We start from the raw sequence: 24,121 nt of genomic DNA, 5'->3' as shown, positions 1-24,121 counted from the left end.
CTACTTTTGGCATTGCGGGCAAAAAAAGGTGCTACGTTGGCCCTGTTTAATACTTTCAATTGGTGTTCCACACATTGAACAGGGTTCGCCTTTTTTGCCATACACGAACAGCTCTTGAGCAAAGTAGCCCGGCTTACCATCCGACTGCAAAAAATCTTTCAACGTTGTGCCACCTTGTTCGATAGAGCGCTGTAAAACTTTTTTAATTTGTTGAACTAATTCAGTAACCTCTTCCAAAGTTAGTGTATTGGTAATTTTTTCGGGTGAGATTTTTGCCGCAAATAAGGCTTCATTAGCATAAATATTACCAACACCAACTACAACTTTGTTATCCATTAACCAAGGCTTGATAGCGACTTTCTTTTTTTGAGCTAATTCATAAAGATAGTGAGGATTAAAAGCATCAGATAGCGGTTCAGGACCTAAATGCGCAAGTATAGAGCTGGTTTCTAAGTCATCACACCAAAGCCAAGCACCGAAACGACGAGGGTCGGTATAGCGAAGTACTTTGCCATCACGCATAATGAGGTCTACATGGTCATGTTTTTCTTCAGGTAATTCTTCCGTTAAAATTCGGACACTACCAGACATACCAAGATGTACAATAATCCACCCTGTTTGCAATTCAATCAGCAAATACTTAGCGCGACGTTGAACACTCAAAACCGCTTCATCTGATAAACTTTTAATTTGTTCACTAACTGGCCAACGTAAACGACCGTTACGTACAATGGCATAAGAGATTGTATTACCAACCAAATGGGGTTCGATACCACGACGGCTTGTTTCGACTTCTGGTAGTTCTGGCATAACACCCTCATAGTTTTCTGAATATCTAAATTAATTTCTTGCTTTTCTGTTTATATAACATAGGTTATCCTAATACAGTAGCCTAGCTTATATAATAATTATAGAGTCAATATTTTTATGAAAAAATTTTTTTTGGAAAGCAAAAAGATACAGCAATCAATACATAAATATTCACCTACTATAATATTTATTCTTTGCATTATATCTATAATATTACTTCCCTATAAGCCAAATATCACTAGTAAAATATTTAATCTAACAGGAATTATATCAATAATTATAGCATTGATATATCCGAAATATTATTTACGTAGTAATATTTTAATAATATCAGTCCCATTATTCCTAATAGGACTGTCTAATTTAGCTTGGGTTGAGTTATATAAAACAGATGATTCCATCTACAAAAATGTATATTACGGTTATTTCCAAATGGGCAAAATAGCTATTTTTTGTAGTTTTATTCTTTTGTTTACAAATAAACAAAAAAAATCAATTATTATAAATAAGCTATATGTTTTTTCTGCTTTTATTATCCAAATAGGCATTTTTTCTTATGCCATTTATCAAGCTTTCTACCTACACTATCCACGCGTTGAATTATCTTTTAGTAATGCATCTAATGCAACTGGTGCAGCATATTCTATTATATTTTTATCAATCTATACGCAAGCCGTATTTCTACAATCAAAATTAAAGTTTAATTATAGTTTTTACTTTTTATCACTAGTATTGACTTACCTGATTATTATTTTAACCGAAACTAGAGCAGGCATACTCCTATATCCTTTTGTCTCAATTTTAATCTTTATTCTTTATAGTAATAAAGTTAAAACTGTCAATAAAAAGAAATTTGTGCTCCCTTTTTTGATAATCTTATCCTGTATTCTGGTTTTTAAAGATACTATTTCCAGTAGAATGACTCAAGCTAGTCATGAAATTGTGCTATATATAGAAGAAGGTAAAAAATCTTCAGTCGGTGATCGACTAGCAATGATCAAAGCAGGCATTTATTCTTCAAGTGATAATTTATTTTGGCAATCCGCAGAGGAACGTAATAGTAAAATAATTACACTTGCTAAAGCCGATAAAAGCCTGCAAGGAGCCAGAAATCATTTTCATGCACATTTGCATAATGACCTAATTGAAACATTATCAACAAAAGGCTGGGTTAATGGCATACTATTAACTTTGGCATTCTATTTTGCTATCATTTTCTATGCGCTTAAGTATAGTAAAAATCCTTTTTTATTAGGTTTTTCAATTAGCTTAATCATTTTAGGCTTTAGTGATACATTAATTATATCGACTCAGGTTTCTTTATCTTGGTGCCTAGCACTTATTCTAATTTTGAGTTATCAATATAATCAACAGACTGCTATAAATGAGACCTAACTTTTTTAAAGTTAAACAATCTAATTATTTTCCAAAGAGTGATGTTATTTAACTTGAATACCATCATTCTTTTTTTGTATTTAACTGGTAGTTCCTCTGCTTGGATATATTCCTGTGAATCCAAAAAATTTGCATCACATAGCTCTTTCAATAAGCTGTATTTTTTACTTAAAAACAACTTCCATAAGTATCTAATTTTTCTATTAGTAACCATATTACTCAGCTTATTAAAAACTTCGTCTTTGTCTTCACCTTCATAAATTTTTTTTATTTCTTTGCTAAGGGTCTGCATAGCGTAGATATCATGAAGATAATCATCATTGTCCCATATTGAAGTCGTTAATGAATCTTTCCTGTAATTATGGTGATATAAATAGTCTAGGCTCATTTTGCATTCCGCTAATGCTAGCAATTGACAAATAAATAAAATATCCTCGCCAAAGAATAGTTTTTCATTGAAGAATATATTATTTTCATCAAGAAATGATTTCTTTATTAACATTGAACCTATATGAAAAGAGATATCTTCAGATAAATATCTGAGTAACAATTGAGTATCATAATACGATTTAGGTTGTTTATCTATATTGTTCACATAATGCTTATAATACCCACAAAGCTGTACATCAACCTTGTTTTCCTTCATTTCCTTAATCAGAATAGATAAAAAACTAGGTTCAAACTGGTCATCACTATCTAAAAAACAAATAAATTCACCTTGAGCATTCTGAATACCGATATTTCTTGCTTTTGAAACACCACCATTTGGAACTGAGATAATTTTAATCACTTGATTAATACCAAAATAGTGATTAATAATTCTCACGGTATCATCCGTTGAGCCATCATCAACAATGATAATTTCCACATGACAATCATCAGGAATGATAATAGAATTAATAGTATCTAAGATAAAATCACTGGAATTGTATACAGGTATAATGATAGTTACTAAAGGTTCACTTCTAGCTGCGTCATTTTTCATAAGAAAAGATTGATTATTCATTAAGTTTCCCAGTAAAATACCATGAGTGTTCCAAAAAAATACTACTTGTACTTTCTACCATCTTCTCAATTATAGCCACTAAAATATACTAAATTAGTATAAATAAAGCCATAATATTAAATAATTTTAGTCGTTATCTTAAAACCTTAGACATACAGCCATGATAAACAAATTTGATATAAAAAAAATATTTTTTAGTATATTTGCACTAATAATCTTAATCATTTTTTCTAAAATGATGTTAAAAGGCTCAGGGATTTCACACCCAAGTATTAGAGATATAACGTTAATATGTCTATTTTTTATTATATTAAGCTCATCAAAAAAAGCATACTGGGTCGTCGGTTCTATCATTATAACTGTATATGCTTTATATACCCCTATAGGACTCACATTTGGCTCTCCTACCTATCAATATCTCGCTTCTATAGTCGCTACCGATGCTTTAGAAACATTCGAATTCTTCACTCAAATACCATTAAAGAACTACTTATCAAGTCTAGTTATTCTTATAGGCTTCATTATATTTAAAAAAATAATTAGTGCTAAAGATATTAAATTTTATAAAAATAAGTCGCTAATTATATGTCTAGTTATGATTTCGTTAATTGACCAAGCTCCTTTTAAAATATTTAACAATGGTTATCAATCAATTAATAGCTTACAAAAAGAGCTCGAAACCTTAAGCCCATACACTAAAAAAAGCAACTGGAGTACACCTATTCTCAATAATGATACAACATCTTATGATGACTATGTATTGATTATCGGTGAGAGTGTCAGAAGGGACTACATGGGAATTTATGGTTACCCAATCAATAATACACCGTTTTTATCTCGTGTAAACGCAACTATTATTGATGGTTTAACAGCCCCAGGAGTCAATACAATATCATCTCTACGGCTCATGCTAACATACCCTTATAAGGATAACTGGACACCGAATTACGGATTAAATTTCATTGACCTAGCAAAGTCTGCAGGTTTTAAAACATTCTGGCTTTCAAATCAGGGTTTTATCGGTGAATACGACACACCAATTAGCTTTATTGCTGCTAGAAGTGATGTTAAAAAATTCATTAAAATTGGTGCTTATAATTCTGATAATTCAAGTGATTTTAAGCTAGTAGATTATTTTAAGACAGAACTACATTTAAAAACTGATAAAAAGCAAAAACGGTTATTTATCATTCATCTATATGGCTCACATCCCGATACCTGTGCCAGAATTGAAGATTATGAAAATAAATATATTACAAAAGATGAAAAATATAAAAATATTTCTTGTTATGTTGCAAGTATCGAAAAAACAGATAAGTTAATTAATGAAATATATGATACCTTGCGTACCCAAGAAAGAAAAAATGGACGTACATTTTCTATTTTATATTTCTCTGACCATGGTTTATCTCATAGTATAGTTGATAATAAATTCAAGATGAGCTTAAGCCATTCATCAACTAAAATATTAGATATTCCATTAATAAGAATATCTTCTGATGATATGCTAAAAAAATATATTAAAGTACAAAAGTCAGGTTTATCCTTTACTGAAGGCCTAGCTAACTGGTTAGGAATCAACACCCCCCAATTAGATAAAAACTATAGCTTATTTTCATCAAAAAATGATGAGAACTATAATCCAAGAGAAAAATATAAACAATTACGGCAAGACAATGATGAGGTTATTAATATTCAGGGTAAATAACTTAAACTAAAAAAAGGGAGCCGCTAATTAATACTGTGCTCCCTGTCATTTTTATTTAAATAATTTGTATTTAACTAAGCTAGTTATACCCGTAATGAATTTACTCTGATGAAATTCATGCTTATACCTTTCTTGATATTCAGCTTTTTTCTTAGCTTGAATTAATTGACAATTTTTCCAAGGGGAACTATCAAAGGCGATCTTAAATGTCTCACTCGAAGGATATCCTACCCCCCAATAATGCCAAGGTTTAGTTGCTCCAGTATAGTGAATTAACTTAGTAGAGTCTGTAATATAGTCTCTATAATTGATTCCTTCCAATTCATTTTTTAGCGTATAGATGCAATTATAATCTCTTGATAGGTAAATATTGTTGCCATTGAACAAAATATTTAGCGCATCTTGGTCTAAATATTTCAATGGTTTTCCTGTATGATTTTCTGTAATTAACTTAAACGCGACCTCAGTAAAATTTTTACTCTTCCATTTTTTTAAATTTAGAAAAATAACACCTGCATTGAAATATTTATCTTTCAGCATCGGAATTTCTAATCGTGATTCACATGAGCTCTGCATATTCGGAACATCAGGAATCACTGCGGCATACGTATCTTGAAACGCGATTTCTGTGTAGTGATATAAGCTTCCCTTGCAAAAAACATCAGCATCTAAATAAAGAATTGATGGAAGCGTATTACATAAATGATCAAAAATAAAAAACCTAAAATAAGTCGCATATGACCATACATGTGATGTAGGCAATTTTTTAAGTTTATCCGCATTTAAAATATACACATCAATATTAACATTATCATTAGATGCGAGTTCTTTAAGTTTAATTAAAAAATTATCATCTATGAAATCTGTAAACAAATTAAATTTCAGCTTAAGATCTCTATTATTGATAATAATAGAATTCATTGATATTCCAGAACCAAATAGGAAGCCTTTATCCACGCCATACGCAATGTTCAAATCGGCTTCAAAGCCTTTCGTCCCTAGCTCTATCTTTTCTTTTATTAAATCCACTTAAGCACCTATTATCGTTTTATTTTACTCACAAAGTATTGAATATAAAAAATAAGCCCCTGTAAGTATTTTTTCTGTTTTATCTTATGTTTAGCACAATAGCGCAGATAATTGCTACTACTTGGCTCCATCAACGGAATATCTCGCCATGGTGATGCCATTCTAGCTTTAAGAAATGGCTCTGCTGAAGGGTAACAAGCCCATTCATGCCAAGGCTTTGTCGGCCCAACATAGTGAATAAAAACAGTCTGTTCATTAACAGGATATTCAAATTTATCTTTAAGCTCATAGTTCAAACTAAACTGAGTATTAAAAATACTTTTAATGTAAACAACCTTACCCATTAATAATATATTGAGTACATCCTGATCTGGGTAACTCAGCTTAGCAGAAATAGAATGATTCATCAGTAAATCAACTGCATTTTTAGTCACATGCTGCTCGTGCCAAACGACCAAGTTGATATACATCACTCCACTATTAAAGTAGCCAGCAGAAATCTCTGGGAAGCCTAAATTGTTAGCTCTATTTTTCCACCAACTTGCATCACGCTCAGCAACAACAGCAGCAACCTTACCATCTAACATTTCATGGATTAAGTCATCGATTTTTCTGTGACAAATAATATCCGCATCAAGATATAGCAAATAGTTAATTTTATTTTTAAAGTATTCTGCAATAATAAATCTAAAATAGATAGCATGAGTCCAATTTTTTGTTGTAGGTAAGTTACTTAGAATTGTTGCATCGATAAAATACAAAATAATTCTTGTATTATACTGAGAGCAAATTTCACGGAACTTTTTAATATCCGCATCTTTCATTAAATTATCAATAAATACGTGAAAAATAAATTTTTTATCTAAGTTATTAATTAATAGAGAAACTATAGAAACACCACAGCCATATAAAAAATTATTATCTATGCCATAAGCAACGTGGATAGCATTATATTCATCTTCATCTATATACCCAATAGATATTTTATTTTTTATCATTCTATCAAATTCAATATTCATCATATCTATCCACTTGTATTTCTAATTTCTACAAACCACGTTTCTGTGTTCTTATTCTGATCTTTTCCGCTTTACTAACGACTTTACTTATTAACACTCTTTCCCGCTGCAAAATTGTTCTTAGCGGCAACTCAAAGTATACCTTCATAAACCGAAAAATATCACGCTGAGTTAGCCCAATGTTCAATGAAGAATAATATAACCCAATTAAATCTTTATTGCGCCAACGAATGGGAACCGAATTTCTAAGTTGTGCACGATGTAAGTCAATAACGGATATTTTTAAATCGTCTTCATTGCCCGTAAAAGGTAAATGAAGTAAAAAATGGCAAATATAGCAATCTCGGTGGTTAATACCTGCCGCGTGCATCTTACGTACCATGTCCGCAACCCGACGAATAATCATTTGCTTGGTACGAAATGCCGGAGGCTCATCTAGCCAATTTGCACAATAATCCTCTAAACTCACCGTCGGGGTCAAATCTTCAGTGATAATAAATGAATGTCGGCGAAGAGGGTTAAGCCCTTTTTGCCCGAATGCCCGCCCATTCATAGTATCAACGCCCACTTTAGTAAGTTGATGGATAGCATTCCATTCTCTATCAGCCCCTAAAACAGGTAAACGGAAAGAAAATAGATTTTTTAAAACTTCTTTTAGTGTTGTGCCATAGTGGATCTTTATAAAATAGCTTCGCCCTTCAATTTCAAAACGTAATGTTTTACGCGACTCTAATGCACGGAAGACTTCACCATGTAATTTATCGCTTTCAACAAATGGATCTTTATTTTTCCATAATTCACTGAAAGGCGTTTTTAATTCAATCATTTGAGCACCCTAAAATAATATCCGCAGCCTTTTCTGGTAGGCTATACAAATCTTCTGTATCTGCAAAATACTGTGCATTTCGAGCCCATTGTACAAGCTGAACAGAATTTTTTAGGCTATTTTCTAATGCTAAGTTTAAAGCTGATTGCTCAAATGGTTCTTTGATAACCATACCGCATTGGGCTTGTTCAATAAATGAAGCGTAACCACATACTTCCGTCACTATAATAGGTAATCCTGCAGTAATAGCTTCTAATAACACAATACCTGCTGCTTCTTGATAAGCTGGATGCATTAATATATCGGCAGCTGCCATTAATTCGGCAATATCATTACGACCACTAAAGAAAGAAACTTGCTGCCCAATCCCAAGTGTTTCAGCTAAACGTTGGTATTTTGCTGGTTTATCTTGCCCAACCACCATCAGCAGCGTATTTTTTTTAATATCTTCAGGGAGCGCAGCAACCGCTTTTAATGTTCTATCAACACCTTTACGCCTAAAATCAGAACCCACTTGCAACAATAAAAATGCAGATTCTGGTATTTGATTTTTTTGGCGATAGACCTGTTTCGCATTCGGTATTTGCTGGTCGTATTTTATACTTTTAGCAATACCTGGAGGAAGCATATGGAAACGTTGGTTCTCTGTCCCATAATGCGTTTTAAAATGGCTAATTTGATGTGGCGTTAACATCAATAATTGGGTGGGCTTACCCACTGCAAAAACAGCTTTTTCAAATGCTGCGTAATGCTTATAACGCGGGGTTAGCTTATAAAAGAAACCTTTTTCTTCCTCAACTTTTTGGGCATAGCACACATCAGCAGCGTAATAGATATCTAAGCCCGGCATTTTATTAAAACCGACAATACGGTCTACTGGATGATGCTGCAAATGGTCTAAAACCCAATGGCAATATTGAGTATTACGGCCATGATTCGTGTTTGATGTCACCGGTACAATGATAATTTCAAAGCCATCAGGCTGATCACCGTCCCATGATTGGGTATACACTCGAACATGGTGACCACGTGACTGGCATTCAGTAGCAATACGCAGAAAATCCCGCTGTAGACCACCATACGGGAAATATTTATATAAGCAGAATGCCACATTCATATTAATACCTTTTCATCATGGAGCGGATATTCATGGGTAACATTTTTTCTGTTGCGTTAATTACATCTAACGCTGGAATAATGGATAAATACTTTTTATTGCGGTCTAGCTCATCTCTGGGTGGCATCGATTCATAGTCACCGGCCCAGAATTGAACAACATTATCACTCCAAGGGCGCCAAAAAATATGATTTGTCGCGCCAAAAAGGCACACGATAGGTGTGTTTACCGCTGCAGCAATATGCATTGGCGCAGAATCCACACCAATAAATAAAGCGGCATGAGCAATAAGAGCCCCTAACTCAGGGAACGTTGTTTTCCCCGCAAGCTCAGTAACAGGTTTTGTATTACAGCCATCTGCAATCTGATTAATACATTCAAGGTCTTCTTTACTCGGCCCTGAAGTCAAAACAACTTGGTAACCACGAGACTGCAGTGCATCAATGACCGCTGAGAACTTTTCATTATCCCAACACTTAAAAAGTTGACGGGCTGTTGGTTGGATAACCACATAGCTACTATGGACGCCTAAGCTTAATAACTTTTCGTCAATATTTTTCCAATCTTGCGCCGAGTATGACATCGTTAGATGCGTTTTTAATTCTTTTATTTCTAACGGCTTAAGTACGGATAAATTATTTACAACAACATGTTCCCCTTCAGGTGGGGTCAAATGAGTAAAACTGTTACGCCAATATTGAGAATCTCGATGAGTAAATTGATGAGAGATTTTCATTTCAGCAGGGATAGCCCTAACCAATAAGCTAACCAACCACTGATCAGCTAAATTAACAACTAAATCGTATTTATTTTTACGTAGCTTTAGCATTAGCTTGATAAAATTACAGGCTTTACTCAATCCAGAACTTTTTTTACTCGCCATGCCATATAAGGCATTGATTTCAGAGTTTTCAGAGAGGATGGGAATGGTCTCCTGATAAAGCAAAACATCAATTTCTGCATCAGGATATTGGTGTTTTAATGAGCTGATAACAGGTGTAGTCAGCAGCATGTCCCCATGAAACCTCATCTTGATCACAAGAATTTTTTTAAACTGTTTTTTCACCAGGCACTCTTAATCAGGTCTATATTATGTGTAAAAGACGATAGATATTTGACAACGAATATCATTATTAATTCAATAATTACTAGCTATGTTACTACTTTCAGAATAATGGTCATAGCCTCGAATGCGCATATCCGTAACTAACCAATTTTTAAGCAAAAAAAAACTCAGCCGAAGCTGAGTTTTTAACGCAGATAGCAAAATTACTTGATTTTTGCTTCTTTGTAGATCACATGCTTACGAACAACTGGATCGAATTTTTTCATTTCCAGTTTTTCTGGCATTGTGCGCTTGTTCTTCGTAGTGGTATAGAAATGACCTGTACCTTCAGAAGAGACCAGCTTGATTTTCTCGCGAATACCTTTAGCCATTTTTTAGCTCCTTAGTACTTCTCACCACGGGCACGCAGTTCAGCAAGAACCGCATCAATTCCCTTTTTATCGATCACACGCATACCTTTAGCAGATACACGCAGTGTTACGAAACGTTTCTCAGACTCAACCCAGAAACGGTGAGAGTGCAGGTTTGGCAAAAAACGACGTTTGGTCGCGTTTAATGCGTGTGAACGGTTGTTACCGCTCATTGGACGCTTGCCAGTAACTTGGCAGACTCGTGACATGTCTATTCTCCAAAAATCTAATCAGCTCGAGCTTTTTTGTTCTGGGTATGGCCGCCTCGTCAGGCTTAGGAGCCCATCTCAGCAAACTTTCATTGACTGAAAAAACCGTTTATACCTGAGTAAAAAATTTACTGAGATAGGCCCTTCTCGCCAAACCCAAGATCCTTAAAGGTGGCGTAGTATACGCTTTCAATCGATTTCACTCAAGCCCAACACAACGAAAGTTGTCATTTTTTAGGCAAAAAAATAATTTTATAGCCATCCCCGCTCTACAAATGAGACGCATTGTTTGTGCCCGACTACAAAATGGTCAAGTAATTTCACGCCCATAAGAGAGCAAGCTTGTTGAATTTGTTCAGTAACTTGTTTATCAGCCATACTCGGTTCAGGATTACCCGAAGGATGGTTATGAGCCAGTATAATTGCGCTAGCATTCATTTTAATAGCAAAGCGAATAATTTCCCTCGGATGTACCTCAACTCTATTTAATGTGCCTTTAAACATTTCTTCATGGCAAATAATTTGATTTTGATTATTTAAAAACAAAACAATAAAAACCTCACGCTCCCGGCCCGCAAACAAATCTAACAACTTTGACTTCAATAATTCAGGCCCGCTCATTACATCTTCATGTAAAAATTGCTCAGAAAAAAAACGACGAGCCAATTCACTTATGGCTTGTAACTGTGTAAATTTACAGTTCCCCATACCTTTACACTGCATCAACTTTTCGTAATCAGCTTGGATGAGTAAATATAAGGAACCAAATTCTTTGATCATACGTTTGGCTAACTGTAAAACGGGTTCCCCTTGGCTTCCTGTTCGCAAGAAAATCGCTAATAGTTCCGCATCCGATAATGAGGCGGCCCCGTATGCAAGTAGTTTTTCCCTCGGTGGTAACTCCTGATGTTCTCTCATCCCTTTATTCCTTCGCCCCAAAACCCTTTTCGAACCTTTTTATATAGCTTAGAAAACGTTAACAAGCCTGCCTATCCGTGTTTGAGTAACGCTTCGCAAAAATAACAATCTGATGTCAAATCGAGCGCGCCACCTAAACTGATGATGTGGTAATATGCCTTCCACATTGAGCGAATCGGATAAAAATAATGAATCAGCTATCACTATTAGGTAAGCAGGTAGTTATTGGGATCAGCGGGGGCATCGCTGCCTATAAAATCCCTGAGCTGACACGTCGCTTGCGTGATCAAGGTGCAGTAGTGCGAGTCGTCATGACTCAGGGCGCAAAGGCCTTTATTACCCCTTTAACTTTGCAAGCTGTTTCAGGGCATCCTGTTTCTGATGACCTGTTAGACCCAGCAGCAGAGGCCGCAATGGGTCACATTGAATTGGCTAAATGGGCTGATATAATTATTTTAGCACCAGCAACTGCGGATTTAATTGCTAAACTTAGTGCTGGAATGGCAAATGACTTACTAACGACGGTCTGTCTCGCCTCTTCAGCTCCTATTGCCGTTGTGCCAGCCATGAATCAACAAATGTATCGGGCGAGCGCCACACAAGACAATTTAATCAGATTGCAACAACGCCAATGTATGATTTGGGGGCCGGATGACGGTAACCAAGCTTGTGGTGATATTGGCCCAGGCCGTATGCTTGACCCATTAGCAATCGTTCGTCTCGCAGCTGAACATTTCAACCCTAAGCTTGACTTACAAGGCATTAAATTGATGATTACCGCGGGCCCAACACGTGAAGCATTGGACCCTGTTCGTTTTATCAGTAATCACAGTTCAGGGAAAATGGGGTTTGCTATTGCACAAGCAGCTAGTCAACGTGGTGCCGAAGTGACATTAATTGCAGGCCCTGTAAACCTTGAAACTCCAACAGGGGTTAATCGAATCGACGTCATTAGTGGTTTAGATATGTATGATAAAGTGCATCAAACCATTGCTGAACAAAATATTTTTATTGGGTGTGCTGCCGTTGCAGATTATCGCGCCAAAACGATCGCCGAAAATAAAATAAAAAAACAAGGCGATGAAGTTATGATTACACTGGTCAAAAACCCAGATATCGTAGCGAGTGTGGGCAACCTGAAACAAAACAGGCCCTATGTTGTTGGGTTTGCAGCAGAAACCCAAAATGTGGAAGAATATGCACGCCAAAAACGGCAACAAAAACAATTAGATTTAATTTGTGCCAATGATGTATCCCTTGCGGATAACGGGTTTAATAGCGATAACAATGCATTACACCTTTTTGATAGCAATGGTGATACTCGTTTGCCTCATTGCAGTAAAACTGAATTAAGCCACTACTTACTTGACGAGATACTTCAACGTTATGAAAAAAATTGACCTAAAAATTCTTGATAGCCGTATCGGTACTGAATTTCCTCTGCCGACCTATGCAACTACAGGCTCTGCCGGTTTAGATTTACGTGCATGCCTTGACGCACCGATCGACTTAGCACCGGGTCAAACAGAATTGATTTCAACAGGTTTAGCTATTCATATAGCAGATGAAAACCTTGCTGCTGTGATTTTACCTCGTTCAGGCTTAGGCCATAAACACGGGGTAGTACTTGGTAATCTAGTTGGGTTGATTGACTCCGATTACCAAGGGCAGCTTATGGTCTCTGTATGGAACCGTAGCGATAAATCTTTTACAGTTGAACCTGGTGAGCGTATGGCACAAATGGTGTTTGTTCCCGTTGTTCAAGCTGAATTTAATATTGTTGATGATTTTGATGCAACTGAGCGCGGTGCAGGTGGCTTTGGTCATTCTGGCCGTCAATAAATAAAACCCCCTGATGTTTAATATGCTATATAGAACCGGCACTAGGTTCTATATTTATCAATAAAAACAATCAGTCATATAATCAACAACAGGGAAAAGCTCAAAATTGCTTATAAACTCTACATTTTTAAAACCTATTTTGCTGCGTAAGTCTCTTTACTAAAAGCAAAATTTTGGATAGTTTGTTTTGCTGTTTTAGCAGGGGTCTTATTAGACATGGCAGAAAAAGCGACAACAAAAAAACGTAACAGGCGTGATGAGATCTTACAAGCTCTTGCGTTAATGTTAGAAAGTAGTGATGGTAGCCAGCGTATTACAACGGCAAAACTTGCGGCCACCGTTGGTGTGTCAGAAGCTGCGCTATATCGTCATTTTCCAAGTAAAATGAAAATGTTCGATAGCCTCATTGGGTTTATAGAAGACTCACTGGTTTCGCGCATCAATCTGATTTTAAATGATGAAAAAGATACTATTATCAGAATCAAGTTAATATTAGCGCTAGTTCTAGGCTTTTCAGAGAAAAACCCAGGGCTAACGCGTATAATGACTGGTCATGCGTTAATGTTTGAGCAAGATAGGCTACAAGACCGTATTAACCAATTGTTTGAACGTATTGAATCGCAATTACGGCAGGTGTTGAAAGAGAAAAAAATACGTGATGGCCATGGGTTTATCCATGATGAGTCATTACTTGCCTCTCAACTATTAGCCTTTTGTGAAGGTATGCTCTCACGTTTTGTACGCTCTGAATTTCGTTATCGGCCAACGGTGGAGTTCGAAGCACGCTGGCCTTTAATTCTAGCTCAGTTACAATAACCGATTATTTATACTACTCACCCCGCCCGTTATTGGGCGCGGGGATTTTTTTATTCAATTCCGTATTGTTCTCGGTAAGCCTTCATTGCCACTAAATGTTCCTGCATCCCCTCTTTTTCAGAAAGATAGGTAATTAAATCACTCATCGTAATGATTGAATAAACCTTGCAGTGATAATCGCGTTCAACTTCCTGTACCGCTGAAATTTCACTTTTGCCTTTTTCTTGACGGTCAAGGGACAATAAAACACCATTCAACGTCGCTTTATGCTGTTTAATAATTTCCATAGACTCACGGATAGCGGTCCCCGCGGTAATCACATCATCAACGACCACGACTTTTCCCTGTAATGGGCTCCCCACGAGTATGCCCCCTTCGCCATGATCTTTTGCTTCTTTACGATTAAAGCAATATGGCATATCAATATCATGGTGTTCTGCTAGTGCGACTGCGGTTGTCGTTGCGATTGGGATACCTTTATACGCTGGCCCAAAAATGACATCACATTCTATTGCGCTATCTTGTAGCGCTTGCGCATAAAAACGACCGACAAGTGCCAAATCACGTCCCGTATTAAATAGCCCTGCATTAAAAAAATAAGGGCTTTTGCGACCTGATTTCAGCGTAAACTCACCAAATTTAAGCACCTGTTTTTTCATGGCAAGTTCAATAAAATCGCGCTGATAGGCTTTCATTGGTCATTCTCCTCATGGATTACTGTTTAATATCTGACAAAACGAATTAGAGACTATTTGTTATAAGTACCGTACTTAAAAACAAGGGTCGATCTCTAAGCATAAAAAAGGCGACTATTTAGCCGCCTAACGAATCATTAACTTATTTCAGCGCTTCTCGCTGAGCTTCAAAAATCGTTTCTAAGCCCGTTTTAGCAAGTGCTAATAATGCGAGTAACTCCTCATGGCTGAACGGTTCACCTTCTGCGGTGCCTTGTACTTCAATCATACGGCCGTCATCCATCATAACAACATTCATATCGGTTTCTGCGGCGGAGTCTTCAACATATTCAAGATCACACAGTGCTTCTTGATTAACAATTCCAACAGAAACTGCTGCAACCATCGATTTTAATGGGCTCTTAGCTAGCTTACCTTGCTCTACCATTTTGTTCAGAGCATCAACTAAAGCAACGCAAGCGCCTGAAATCGCAGCGGTACGAGTACCCCCATCGGCTTGGATCACATCACAATCTAGCGTTATGGTGTATTCGCCTAATTTTTTCAAGTCAACCGCAGCTCGTAAAGAGCGGGCAATTAACCGCTGAATTTCCATCGTGCGGCCTGTTTGTTTTCCTCTCGCCGCTTCTCGTTGATTACGTGAATTAGTTGCTCGCGGTAACATGCCATATTCAGCGGTTACCCAGCCTTGCCCCTGCCCTTTTAAAAAGCGTGGAACGCCTTCTTCAACAGTTGCATTACATAACACCTTAGTGTCGCCAAACTCAATAAGAACAGAGCCTTCTGCATGCTTGGTATAGTTGCGCGTGATATTAATCGGGCGCATTTGGTCTGCTTGTCTATCTGCTGGGCGCATGGTGTTATCTCCATTATCAACTCAAATTGGGACGCATTATACGTCCTTAAAGCGATAATGCCTATCCTGTCATCCCTCATAGCGTTATAATCCCCCTAATTTGATGATGATAGGAACGAATTATGATCCGAAGTATGACCGCTTTTGCCCGCCGTGATATCAAGGGTGAATGGGGGAGTGCGGCCTGGGAGCTGCGTTCCGTAAACCAACGCTATTTAGAAACCTATATTCGCTTACCTGAGCAATTTAGAAGCCTTGAACCGGTTATACGTGAGCGTTTACGTTCTCGCCTAACTCGAGGAAAAGTGGAATGTAACCTGCGTTTTGAGCTAGATGGGGCAAATCGTGGTGAATTAATTCTTAATGAGGGGCTTGCTCGCCAATTAATTAGTGCCGCTAATTGGGTAAAAAATTATAGCCATGAAGGTGAAATTAACCCATTGGAAATTTTACGTTGGCCTGGGGTGATGTCAGCAGGTGAGCAAGATTTAGACGCCATTAGCGAACAATTAATGGCAGGCTTAGATGAAACCATTGATGCTTTCATTCAAAGCCGTGAAGCTGAAGGCGCGTCACTGCATGCATTAATCGAACAACGCCTCGATGGTGTACTGGTTGAAGTAGCTAAAGTCCGCCAACATATGCCTGAAATTTTACAATGGCAACGTGACCGCTTGCACAGCAAGCTTGAAGAAGCGGAAATCCAAGTGGATAACAACCGTTTAGAGCAAGAGCTTATTTTGTTAGCCCAGCGTATTGATGTTTCTGAAGAATTAGATCGCCTAGAAGCACATGTTAAAGAAACACGTAATATTCTGAAGAAAAAAGAGGCAACAGGTCGTCGCCTTGATTTTATGATGCAAGAATTTAACCGTGAATCAAATACATTAGCGTCGAAGTCAATCAATAGCGAAGTCACTAACTCTGCCGTCGAGCTAAAAGTATTGATTGAGCAAATGAGAGAACAAATTCAGAATATTGAATAACCCTCTTCAATAACTAAAAAATTAAGCCAATTGGTACTTGTATTGATTGGCTTAATTTTTAACAGCTTATCCGGGTATCCCCGCTCGTATTGAACGGGGTTTACGCCACTTTTGACTAATTGGCTTTGGCTTCTTTCAAGCCAGTGTTTTTATCGTGATGATAATGGAACGTAAATTGGAATATTATCGCTAATACTACGGTATAAGATGCAAAGACCAACCAAATCATTTGCCAATCTTTAACCCCATCTACCGTATAATAATCGACAACTAACCCACTTAAAATAGCGCCAAAATACGCACCAACGCCATTCACCATCGTCATAAATAAACCTTGAGCACTTGCCCGCATTCTTGTGTCGACTTCTCTTTCGATAAAGATAGACCCTGAAATATTGAAGAAATCAAACGCACAGCCATAAACAATCATTGACATGATTAAGAACATTAAGCCAATCGCAGATGGGTCACCAAACGCAAAGAAACCAAACCTTAATGTCCAAGCAAACATACTCAATAACATGACTGTTTTAATGCCATAGCGTTTTAAGAAGAAGGGAATTGCTAAGATAAAACACACTTCAGCCATCTGAGAAATCGACAATAATATCGATGGGTACTGAACAACTAAGCTATCTTGGTATAGCGGGTTCAGGCCGAAATCATGCAAGAATGGGTTACCAAACGTATTGGTGATTTGTAAAACAGCACCAAGTAACATAGCGAATAAGAAAAACACCGCCATAATCGGTTTTTTAAATAAAACGAGCGCATCTAAACCTAGCTTACTGATCCAGCTACTTGAAATGGCTTTTTTATTGACATCAATTTTTGGCAAGGTTAGTGAATAAAGCGCTAAAAGTAATGAACAACCACCTGCAATATAAAGTTGCATACTACTTAGCTCAAATTTCAATAAGCTAATACTCCACATCGCCACAATAAAACCAATGGTACCAAATACACGAATAGGCGGGAAATTACTGACCGAGTCTAATTGATATTGGCTTAATGATGAGTAGCTAATACTGTTCGAAAGCGCAATGGTTGGCATGAAAGCCATCGCATTAATCAGCATCACCCAAAACATCACTGTCGAGTTGGTTACTGTAGCTGCATAAAATAAAGCCGCTGCGCCAATCAAATGACAAATCATATATAGCCGATTTGCTGGAATATATTTATCTGCAATTATCCCGATAATACCGGGCATTAAAATAGCGGCTACACCTTTCGAACTATAAACCATACCGACTTCTGCACCTGAGAAACTCAATGTTTTCATCATGTAAGAGCCGAGTGTAATCAACCAACTTCCCCAGACAAAATATTGTAGAAAAAGCATGATTTTTAAGCGGGATTTAATATTCATACGAAGCTCCGTTTGGAGTTACATTTATTCGTTTTTATTTTCAACTCAGCAATGGCGACACCCATAAGAATGACGACAACACCAACAAACTGAATGAATTCAAGAGGTAAATGCAATACCGTTACAGACAATAAAATAGTAACGGGAAGTTGCATTGAGCTAACAATGGTCGCTAGGCTGGTGCCAATAAGTGGAGTGCCCTTGGCAAACATCCACATACCAAAAAAGGAACCAAAAAAAGCGAGAGGTAATCCATAAGAGAAAAATAACGATTGAAACGTTGAAGCACTTAGCAAAAAGGTGGGTGGTACAACGATTGATGTCAAAATAGCTCCGCCTGTTACCATAATTGCAGAACGCATCATTGGGTCAGTTTTTATTGCTAAGGCCCCACTAACATACACGCGGATAGCATTTGATAATGCGGCTAATAGCCCTAATAACACACCAAGCCAATGAAACACCACCGTTTCACTATTCAGTAACCCTGTCGCCAGTACTGTTCCGATTAATATGACGACAACAGAAATTACCGTCATGAAAGGCGGTATTTGGCGCGTCACTACCGTATTAATTACTACCCCCATCCAGGTAAATTGCAAAAATAACACAACACCAAGAGCAGGCGATAAATACTGTAGCGATGCATAATACAGTAGCCCCGTTAAGCCTGTTGTTGTCCCCGTGAGTAACATCAACAACCCCTGCTGACCCGTTGGCCAGACTAAACGAACTCTTTTTACCCATGCGGCAACGACGACAAAAAACCAAAGTAATATCGCACCAAGTACCGTTTGGCTACCGATGACATCATTAAGGGAATACCCAGCACGATAAGCTAGAATGACTAACGTCGAAAGAATGCCATAACTACAAGCGCCTAAAGAAACTAGAATTAAACCTTTGAGTTTCATTTCAATATTCATCCTGCCTATACTTACAACATTCTTTATATTATTTTGAGAAAAAGAAGCTTAAAAAATTAGAAGCGTTCAATCACACCTGTCACTAACTTCAAGAAAGTTGCTTTGACTTTTTCTGCCGTTTCAATCACTTCGTCATGGCTGAGAGGTTGTTCTAAAATACCGCACGCCATATTGGTTAAGCAGGAAATCCCGACTGTTTTAATTTGTGAATGGTGAGCAACCAAGGCTTCAGGTACAGTAGACATCCCAACGGCGTCAGCGCCTAACGTTCTGATCATGCGAATTTCGGCAGGTGTTTCATAAGTTGGCCCTGTCCACCATGCATATACGCCCTCACGCACACTGACCCCTTGCTCTGTGGCAACATCTTTAATCGTTTGACGTAACTCTTTGTTATAGACTTCGCTAACATCCAAGAAGCGCACACCTAATTCAGGGTTATTTGGCCCAATTAATGGGTTGTTCGCCGTCAAATTAATATGGTCTGTGATAATCATCAGATCGCCTGGGTTAAACTCAGTATTCACTGCACCGCAAGCATTAGTAATAATCAGTTTTTCGACACCCAGAGCTTTCATTAAACGCACAGGGAAAGTGACTTGATCAAGGGAAAAGCCTTCGTAATAATGAAAACGCCCTTTCATAGCAACAACATTTTTGCCTGCGATAGTCCCTATGACTAACTCGTTGGCATGACCAACCGCCTCTGATTTCGCAAAATGGGGAATTTCACTATAAGGAATATGCACCGCATTTTCTAATGTGTCGGCGAATGGCCCTAATCCTGACCCTAAAATAATGCCAACAGTAGGTTTCATATCTGTGCGAGACTGAATAAAACTCAAGCTTTCTAAAATATCTTTTGTATGATGCATGGCGGTCTCCAAATTGACATCGACTAAAAACTGTTAAAATCGATCATAAAGCAATTTAAAAACAGAACAGCGATCTTAATCTCATTTTAAGAAAAAGTATTTCGGTATGATGTGTCGGACGAAACAGTATTTTATGCGTAGATTTGCTAATCTCTAGCGCAAGAGTTGGCAATAGAAAGGAGCGGGGCGCTTGTTACATACACTATTAAATGAATTTCGCACCTCAAAAAATTCAAAAACACAAAAACTCAAAGTCCTCTATCGGTTGATTCTTAACCATGGTCCAATTAGAGCTGAAACCTTGGCATCATTGGCTAGTATGAAGCCTGCCACCTGTGCAAGGCTGCTCGATGAGCTGAGTAAATGCCAATTAATTTCGACCTCAGAACTCGGAGAATCAACTGGTGGGCGTAAACCCATTCTGTATAGCATCAACCCTGCTGATGGTTATTTAGTTGGGATTGAAATGAGTGATATCTACTCGACCATTGTTTTACAAAACCTAAAGCTGGATATTTTAGGCATGGTCAAAGTGAAATATGAACACTTAGAAACAGCAGAAAACATGCTAGATCATCTGCTAAATAAGGTTAACACCCTGCTTGAGGAACACCATCTCAAGCTTGAAAGCTTGCTTGGCATAGGGATTGCTATCGACCATATTTTAGAGCGCGATAAACTACCTTATCACCAATATAGCGCCCGGATACAAGAGCTATATCGTTATATTACTGACAAAGTACCTTGCTTTGTATTACTCGGGAGTGGGATCAGCTTTGCGGCTTTTGCTGAATATCGCTTACGCTATACCTCTGATAGCCAAAGGTTTTTATTCACTACTTGTGATACTGACATCCGCAGCTGCACCATAATTAATAATCACTACGCCCCTGCGCCTATCAGTACCGCCCAAGCATTTGGTCACACCACGATTGATATCAATGGCCAACGCTGTGAATGTGGGTCATTTGGCTGTTTAAAGCAGTATAGCTCACTATCTGCGATTAAAACCCGAATAATAAAACAACTTCGCTTAGGAAAGCCCTCAGTTATCAATGAATTAGTTAATCATGAATCTGAGATTAATTACCATATTATTTTCAAAGCGTTAACCTTGAATGATGCATTGTGTCTTGAGGCACTTGAAGAAGCTGCCTATTATTATGGTATTGCGATTGCTAATGCCGTTTTGATCACGCAAGCGGATGTCGTTGTATGCGGGGGCACATTAACACCTAAAAACCACTTTTTTGCGGTGACTAAAAAATCCATTGAAGACAAACTGTCTATTTTCCCGCATATTAAAACACGTATTTACCCAGCAAATGACTCTTATGAAATTGTCGCTCAAGGGGCTGGGGGGATGGTGATACAAAACTATCTTTCTGATTATTAAGCTATTTCATTAATGATTATAACCTGTAAACTGCATGAGTTATTCTACAGTTTCTATTATGCGAGAGGGGCACATGGCTGAATTTGAAAGTATCGACAACGTAACAAAATCAAATATATTACAGCAACTTAAGTCTGCCTCTCCCCTTGTCCACTGCATGACCAATGATGTCGTTCAAACCTTTACAGCCAATGTACTTCTTGCCTTGGGTTGTTCCCCCGCCATGGTCATTGAGCCCGAAGAAGCGGAGCAATTTGCTGCCATAGCCAGTGGGTTATTAATCAATGTAGGCACGCTAACTGCACCGCGGCAGCATGCTATGCGTTTAGCGGTACAGAGTGCTAATGCTGCCAATAAGCCGTGGGTGTTAGACCCTGTTGCCGTGGGGGCGCTGAGTTTTCGGACACAATTTTGTCAAGAGCTACTCACACTAAAACCCGCCGCTATTCGTGGCAATGCATCCGAAATCATGGCATTAGCCGGTGAAAGCCTTGGTGGGAGGGGGGTTGATTCCCTGAATACCACGAGTGATGCTCTACCGGCAGCTCAGTTATTAGCGCGAAAAACGGCTACAATCGTGGCAATTAGCGGCGAAGTTGACTACATCACCGATGGGGCGCGAACGATTGCCGTCATAGGGGGTCATCCATTAATGACTCGAGTGGTTGGCACTGGGTGTGCGCTTTCTGCTGTTGTTGGCGCATTTTGTACCTTAACTGGCGACCGTTTACAGCATGTTGCAACAGCATGCGCATTAATGAAACAAGCAGGAGAAACAGCGACACGACGGTGCCACGGTACAGGCAGTTTTATCCCTGAATTTTTAGATGCCATTTACCAGCTAAATTAATCACTTATTGATAAAGAAAATAAAGTCGCTAAGTTATAACCGCGTTTTCTTTCCTCTAAGTTTTCTCGACCAATGGCGAAAGTTATCCCTGAAACGAATAAATCGATAGATAAGGTTTTTGTGATCAGGTTCGATACCGTAAAAACGTTGTAAAGCAATTAAGTCATTAGCTTTGCAAATAGACAAATTACCATAATCTGATAAATCAATGACTTTCAATCCATTGTCCGTTAAAACAAAATTCCCCGTATGGACATCATTAGAAGATAACCCGTATTGATGTAACTGATGAATGACCGATTTCATCTCCTCATAGTAAGGCGTGATATCGTCAAGCTCAGAGAGTACTGTCCCTTCTACATACTCAGCAATAATCCACGTTTCGATTGATTCACGGCATTTTATTTTTTCAGCCACAAAGTAAATATCATTTGTGACAGTACAGCCTTTATTTTGAGCGACAACTAAGCGTTTTAATAAGGTTGAATAAAAAGGCCCAGAGATAATGCGCATTATTCTCTTTTCAAGGCGTTTATCACGCTCTTTTTCACACTTAATAATAAAATTCCGACCATCAATATTAATACGTGCAACACTTCTATCGATATTGCCACTTCCTAAATTTTTGCCATCAATTTTCCCTTGAATAAAATCATTAATAACCTGCCAAAAATCGATTGTTCCCTCTTTTTGATAAGTCGTAAAACTATCCATTTGTTTTTTAATTATTTTTTGCATGACAAAAAGCCAGTTTATTTAAGTAGATCAGCTGATGCTAGCAAAGGGGAAAAGGCATTTCTTAGCGATTCTTGCAAAATCAGCGAATAAAATGAGTAATTGTGGCATTTAGCACAAAATAGATAGGGTTTTAGCGACAATACGGGGACTTGACGCATAGATTGGCCAATTCGATGACCAATCTATTTCAGGTTGATAAGCTTAATCGTTACCAAACAAGTCACGGGTATAGACTTTACTCGCTACGTCTTCCAACTCAGGCACCATGCGGTTGGCTAAAATAATGTCACATTGAGCCTTAAATTCCGCTAAGTCATTGACCACTTTTGAACGGAAAAACTCAGGTTCATTTAAAACAGGTTCATACACCACCACTTCAATGCCCTTGGCTTTGATGCGTTTCATCACACCTTGTACCGCTGAAGCACGGAAGTTATCAGAGCCCGCTTTCATCACTAAGCGATAAACCCCCACTTTGTGTGGTGCTTTAGCAATAATGGCATCAGAAATAAAGTCTTTACGGGTACGGTTGGATTCGACAATGGCGTTAATCAAGTTATTTGGCACGTCATCGTAATTAGCCAGTAGCTGTTTGGTATCTTTCGGTAAACAATAACCGCCGTAACCGAATGATGGGTTGTTATAATGGCTGCCAATACGTGGGTCTAAAGAGACACCTTCAATGATTTGGCGTGCATTTAAGCCACGGCTTTCTGCATAAGTGTCGAGTTCATTAAAGTACGCCACTCGCATCGCCAAATAGGTATTGGCAAACAGTTTAATGGCTTCGGCTTCGGTTCCATCGGTAAATAACACCGGAACGTCTTTTTTAATTGCACCTTCTAGCAGTAAATCAGCAAAAACCTTTGCACGCTCAGAACGCTCCCCGACCACAATGCGGGAAGGGTGTAAGTTATCCCACAGAGCACGGCCTTCACGTAAAAATTCAGGGGAGAAAATCACGTTGGTGTAACCAAACTCTTCACGTAAACGCTCAGTAAAGCCCACAGGAATGGTGGATTTCACAATAATCGTCGCTGCGGGGTTAATGTTATTCACGTCATGAATAACAGATTCAACCGATTGAGTATTGAAGTAATTGGTTTTTGGGTCGTAGTCTGTTGGCGTCGCCACTATCACATACTGCGCGCCCGTATAGGCTTCGTTTTTATCTTCTGTGGCACGGAAATTGAGCGTTTTCTCCGTTAAGAATTGCTCAATTTCAGCGTCAACAATCGGTGATTGATGATTGTTTA

Annotated in this window: 25 protein-coding genes; 8 read left to right on the top strand and 17 right to left on the bottom strand. The window is 38.0% G+C overall.

The annotated features are described in order from the left end of the window. Complete coding sequence (mutM, locus tag ACIPUA_RS04695) at positions 1-810, bottom strand: bifunctional DNA-formamidopyrimidine glycosylase/DNA-(apurinic or apyrimidinic site) lyase (protein WP_181468895.1); 810 nt, start codon at positions 808-810, stop codon at positions 1-3. Positions 811-927: 117 nt separating this feature from the next. Here mutM and ACIPUA_RS04690 point away from each other — a divergent pair, with 117 nt between their 5' ends. After that, positions 928-2,205 carry an O-antigen ligase family protein gene (locus tag ACIPUA_RS04690; protein ID WP_232370502.1) on the top strand — a complete coding sequence of 426 codons (1,278 nt, stop codon included), beginning with the start codon at positions 928-930 and terminating at the stop codon, positions 2,203-2,205. Here ACIPUA_RS04690 and ACIPUA_RS04685 read toward each other — a convergent pair. Further along, complete coding sequence (locus ACIPUA_RS04685; protein ID WP_181468896.1) at positions 2,189-3,211, bottom strand: glycosyltransferase family 2 protein; 1,023 nt, start codon at positions 3,209-3,211, stop codon at positions 2,189-2,191. The two genes, ACIPUA_RS04690 and ACIPUA_RS04685, sit on opposite strands and share 17 nt — an antisense overlap. A gap of 160 nt (positions 3,212-3,371) precedes the next feature. Here ACIPUA_RS04685 and ACIPUA_RS04680 point away from each other — a divergent pair, with 160 nt between their 5' ends. Then, on the top strand, positions 3,372-4,919 hold the full coding sequence (locus tag ACIPUA_RS04680) for a phosphoethanolamine transferase (protein WP_181468897.1): 1,548 nt from the start codon (positions 3,372-3,374) through the stop codon (positions 4,917-4,919). 51 nt (positions 4,920-4,970) lie between these two features. Here ACIPUA_RS04680 and ACIPUA_RS04675 read toward each other — a convergent pair whose 3' ends face one another. From ACIPUA_RS04675 to radC, 8 genes are all read right to left on the bottom strand, one after another. Beyond that, complete coding sequence (locus ACIPUA_RS04675) at positions 4,971-5,948, bottom strand: glycosyltransferase family 8 protein (RefSeq protein WP_166697037.1); 978 nt, start codon at positions 5,946-5,948, stop codon at positions 4,971-4,973. A gap of 11 nt (positions 5,949-5,959) precedes the next feature. Continuing rightward, on the bottom strand, positions 5,960-6,970 hold the full coding sequence (locus tag ACIPUA_RS04670) for a glycosyltransferase (protein ID WP_449059324.1): 1,011 nt from the start codon (positions 6,968-6,970) through the stop codon (positions 5,960-5,962). Between the two features lie 25 nt (positions 6,971-6,995). Further along, the gene (rfaP, locus tag ACIPUA_RS04665) at positions 6,996-7,793 is read right to left on the bottom strand and encodes a lipopolysaccharide core heptose(I) kinase RfaP (RefSeq protein WP_449059323.1); all 798 of its coding nucleotides are present in this window, start codon (positions 7,791-7,793) and stop codon (positions 6,996-6,998) included. Further along, entirely contained in the window at positions 7,786-8,910 is a 1,125-nt protein-coding gene (locus ACIPUA_RS04660) for a glycosyltransferase family 4 protein (RefSeq protein ID WP_181468899.1), read from the bottom strand. Before ACIPUA_RS04660 ends, rfaP begins: the two co-directional genes overlap by 8 nt. Before the next feature lies 1 nt (position 8,911). Beyond that, positions 8,912-9,976 (bottom strand): lipopolysaccharide core heptosyltransferase RfaQ, encoded by a 1,065-nt coding sequence (gene rfaQ, locus ACIPUA_RS04655; RefSeq protein WP_042846737.1) that lies wholly within the window; start codon positions 9,974-9,976, stop codon positions 8,912-8,914. 203 nt (positions 9,977-10,179) lie between these two features. Next, positions 10,180-10,347, bottom strand: a complete 168-nt coding sequence (rpmG, locus tag ACIPUA_RS04650; RefSeq protein ID WP_004924244.1) for a 50S ribosomal protein L33 — start codon at positions 10,345-10,347, stop codon at positions 10,180-10,182. An 11-nt stretch (positions 10,348-10,358) separates the two neighbouring features. Further along, the gene (gene rpmB, locus ACIPUA_RS04645; RefSeq protein WP_042846738.1) at positions 10,359-10,595 is read right to left on the bottom strand and encodes a 50S ribosomal protein L28; all 237 of its coding nucleotides are present in this window, start codon (positions 10,593-10,595) and stop codon (positions 10,359-10,361) included. A gap of 252 nt (positions 10,596-10,847) precedes the next feature. Further along, complete coding sequence (gene radC / locus ACIPUA_RS04640; protein ID WP_042846739.1) at positions 10,848-11,513, bottom strand: RadC family protein; 666 nt, start codon at positions 11,511-11,513, stop codon at positions 10,848-10,850. Positions 11,514-11,701: 188 nt separating this feature from the next. Here radC and coaBC point away from each other — a divergent pair, with 188 nt between their 5' ends. The 3 genes from coaBC to slmA all read left to right on the top strand — a co-directional run bounded on the left by coaBC (position 11,702) and on the right by slmA (position 14,171). Next, positions 11,702-12,913: a bifunctional phosphopantothenoylcysteine decarboxylase/phosphopantothenate--cysteine ligase CoaBC gene (gene coaBC / locus ACIPUA_RS04635; protein ID WP_048605688.1), complete on the top strand. Its 1,212-nt coding sequence runs from the start codon at positions 11,702-11,704 to the stop codon at positions 12,911-12,913. Further along, positions 12,900-13,355: a dUTP diphosphatase gene (gene dut / locus ACIPUA_RS04630; protein WP_449059322.1), complete on the top strand. Its 456-nt coding sequence runs from the start codon at positions 12,900-12,902 to the stop codon at positions 13,353-13,355. The genes coaBC and dut overlap by 14 nt, the downstream gene beginning before the upstream one ends. A 216-nt stretch (positions 13,356-13,571) precedes the next feature. Then, entirely contained in the window at positions 13,572-14,171 is a 600-nt protein-coding gene (slmA, locus tag ACIPUA_RS04625; protein WP_042846742.1) for a nucleoid occlusion factor SlmA, read from the top strand. 50 nt (positions 14,172-14,221) lie between these two features. Here slmA and pyrE read toward each other — a convergent pair whose 3' ends face one another. Further along, positions 14,222-14,866 carry an orotate phosphoribosyltransferase gene (pyrE, locus tag ACIPUA_RS04620; RefSeq protein ID WP_042846743.1) on the bottom strand — a complete coding sequence of 215 codons (645 nt, stop codon included), beginning with the start codon at positions 14,864-14,866 and terminating at the stop codon, positions 14,222-14,224. Between the two features lie 142 nt (positions 14,867-15,008). Beyond that, positions 15,009-15,722 (bottom strand): ribonuclease PH, encoded by a 714-nt coding sequence (gene rph / locus ACIPUA_RS04615; protein ID WP_042846744.1) that lies wholly within the window; start codon positions 15,720-15,722, stop codon positions 15,009-15,011. Positions 15,723-15,844: 122 nt separating this feature from the next. Here rph and ACIPUA_RS04610 point away from each other — a divergent pair, with 122 nt between their 5' ends. Then, the gene (locus tag ACIPUA_RS04610; RefSeq protein WP_042846745.1) at positions 15,845-16,708 is read left to right on the top strand and encodes a YicC/YloC family endoribonuclease; all 864 of its coding nucleotides are present in this window, start codon (positions 15,845-15,847) and stop codon (positions 16,706-16,708) included. Between the two features lie 115 nt (positions 16,709-16,823). Here the strand turns inward: ACIPUA_RS04610 and ACIPUA_RS04605 are convergent, their stop codons facing one another. From ACIPUA_RS04605 to ACIPUA_RS04595, 3 genes are all read right to left on the bottom strand, one after another. Next, positions 16,824-18,080: a nucleoside permease gene (locus ACIPUA_RS04605; protein WP_042846746.1), complete on the bottom strand. Its 1,257-nt coding sequence runs from the start codon at positions 18,078-18,080 to the stop codon at positions 16,824-16,826. Beyond that, the gene (locus ACIPUA_RS04600) at positions 18,077-18,994 is read right to left on the bottom strand and encodes a DMT family transporter (protein ID WP_048605754.1); all 918 of its coding nucleotides are present in this window, start codon (positions 18,992-18,994) and stop codon (positions 18,077-18,079) included. The genes ACIPUA_RS04605 and ACIPUA_RS04600 overlap by 4 nt, the downstream gene beginning before the upstream one ends. Before the next feature lie 68 nt (positions 18,995-19,062). After that, positions 19,063-19,881, bottom strand: a complete 819-nt coding sequence (locus ACIPUA_RS04595) for a purine-nucleoside phosphorylase (RefSeq protein WP_048605686.1) — start codon at positions 19,879-19,881, stop codon at positions 19,063-19,065. A 190-nt stretch (positions 19,882-20,071) separates the two neighbouring features. On the opposite strand from ACIPUA_RS04595, the gene ACIPUA_RS04590 reads away from it, so the two are divergent. Together ACIPUA_RS04590 and thiM are read left to right on the top strand one after the other, a co-directional pair. Beyond that, positions 20,072-21,277 carry an ROK family protein gene (locus ACIPUA_RS04590; protein ID WP_048605685.1) on the top strand — a complete coding sequence of 402 codons (1,206 nt, stop codon included), beginning with the start codon at positions 20,072-20,074 and terminating at the stop codon, positions 21,275-21,277. A gap of 73 nt (positions 21,278-21,350) precedes the next feature. Beyond that, positions 21,351-22,127, top strand: a complete 777-nt coding sequence (gene thiM, locus ACIPUA_RS04585) for a hydroxyethylthiazole kinase (RefSeq protein WP_080972684.1) — start codon at positions 21,351-21,353, stop codon at positions 22,125-22,127. 33 nt (positions 22,128-22,160) lie between these two features. Here thiM and ACIPUA_RS04580 read toward each other — a convergent pair whose 3' ends face one another. Next, positions 22,161-22,865, bottom strand: a complete 705-nt coding sequence (locus ACIPUA_RS04580) for a lipopolysaccharide core heptose(II) kinase RfaY (RefSeq protein ID WP_048605683.1) — start codon at positions 22,863-22,865, stop codon at positions 22,161-22,163. A 201-nt stretch (positions 22,866-23,066) separates the two neighbouring features. Further along, on the bottom strand, positions 23,067-24,121 hold a 1,055-nt coding region (locus ACIPUA_RS04575; protein ID WP_449059321.1), incomplete at its 5' end, for a nucleotide sugar dehydrogenase.

This window comes from Providencia sp. AGC89, from assembly GCF_053543535.1.
The sequence above is the reverse complement of the archived record's forward strand: the minus strand, read 5'-3'. Positions and strand labels throughout refer to the sequence as shown.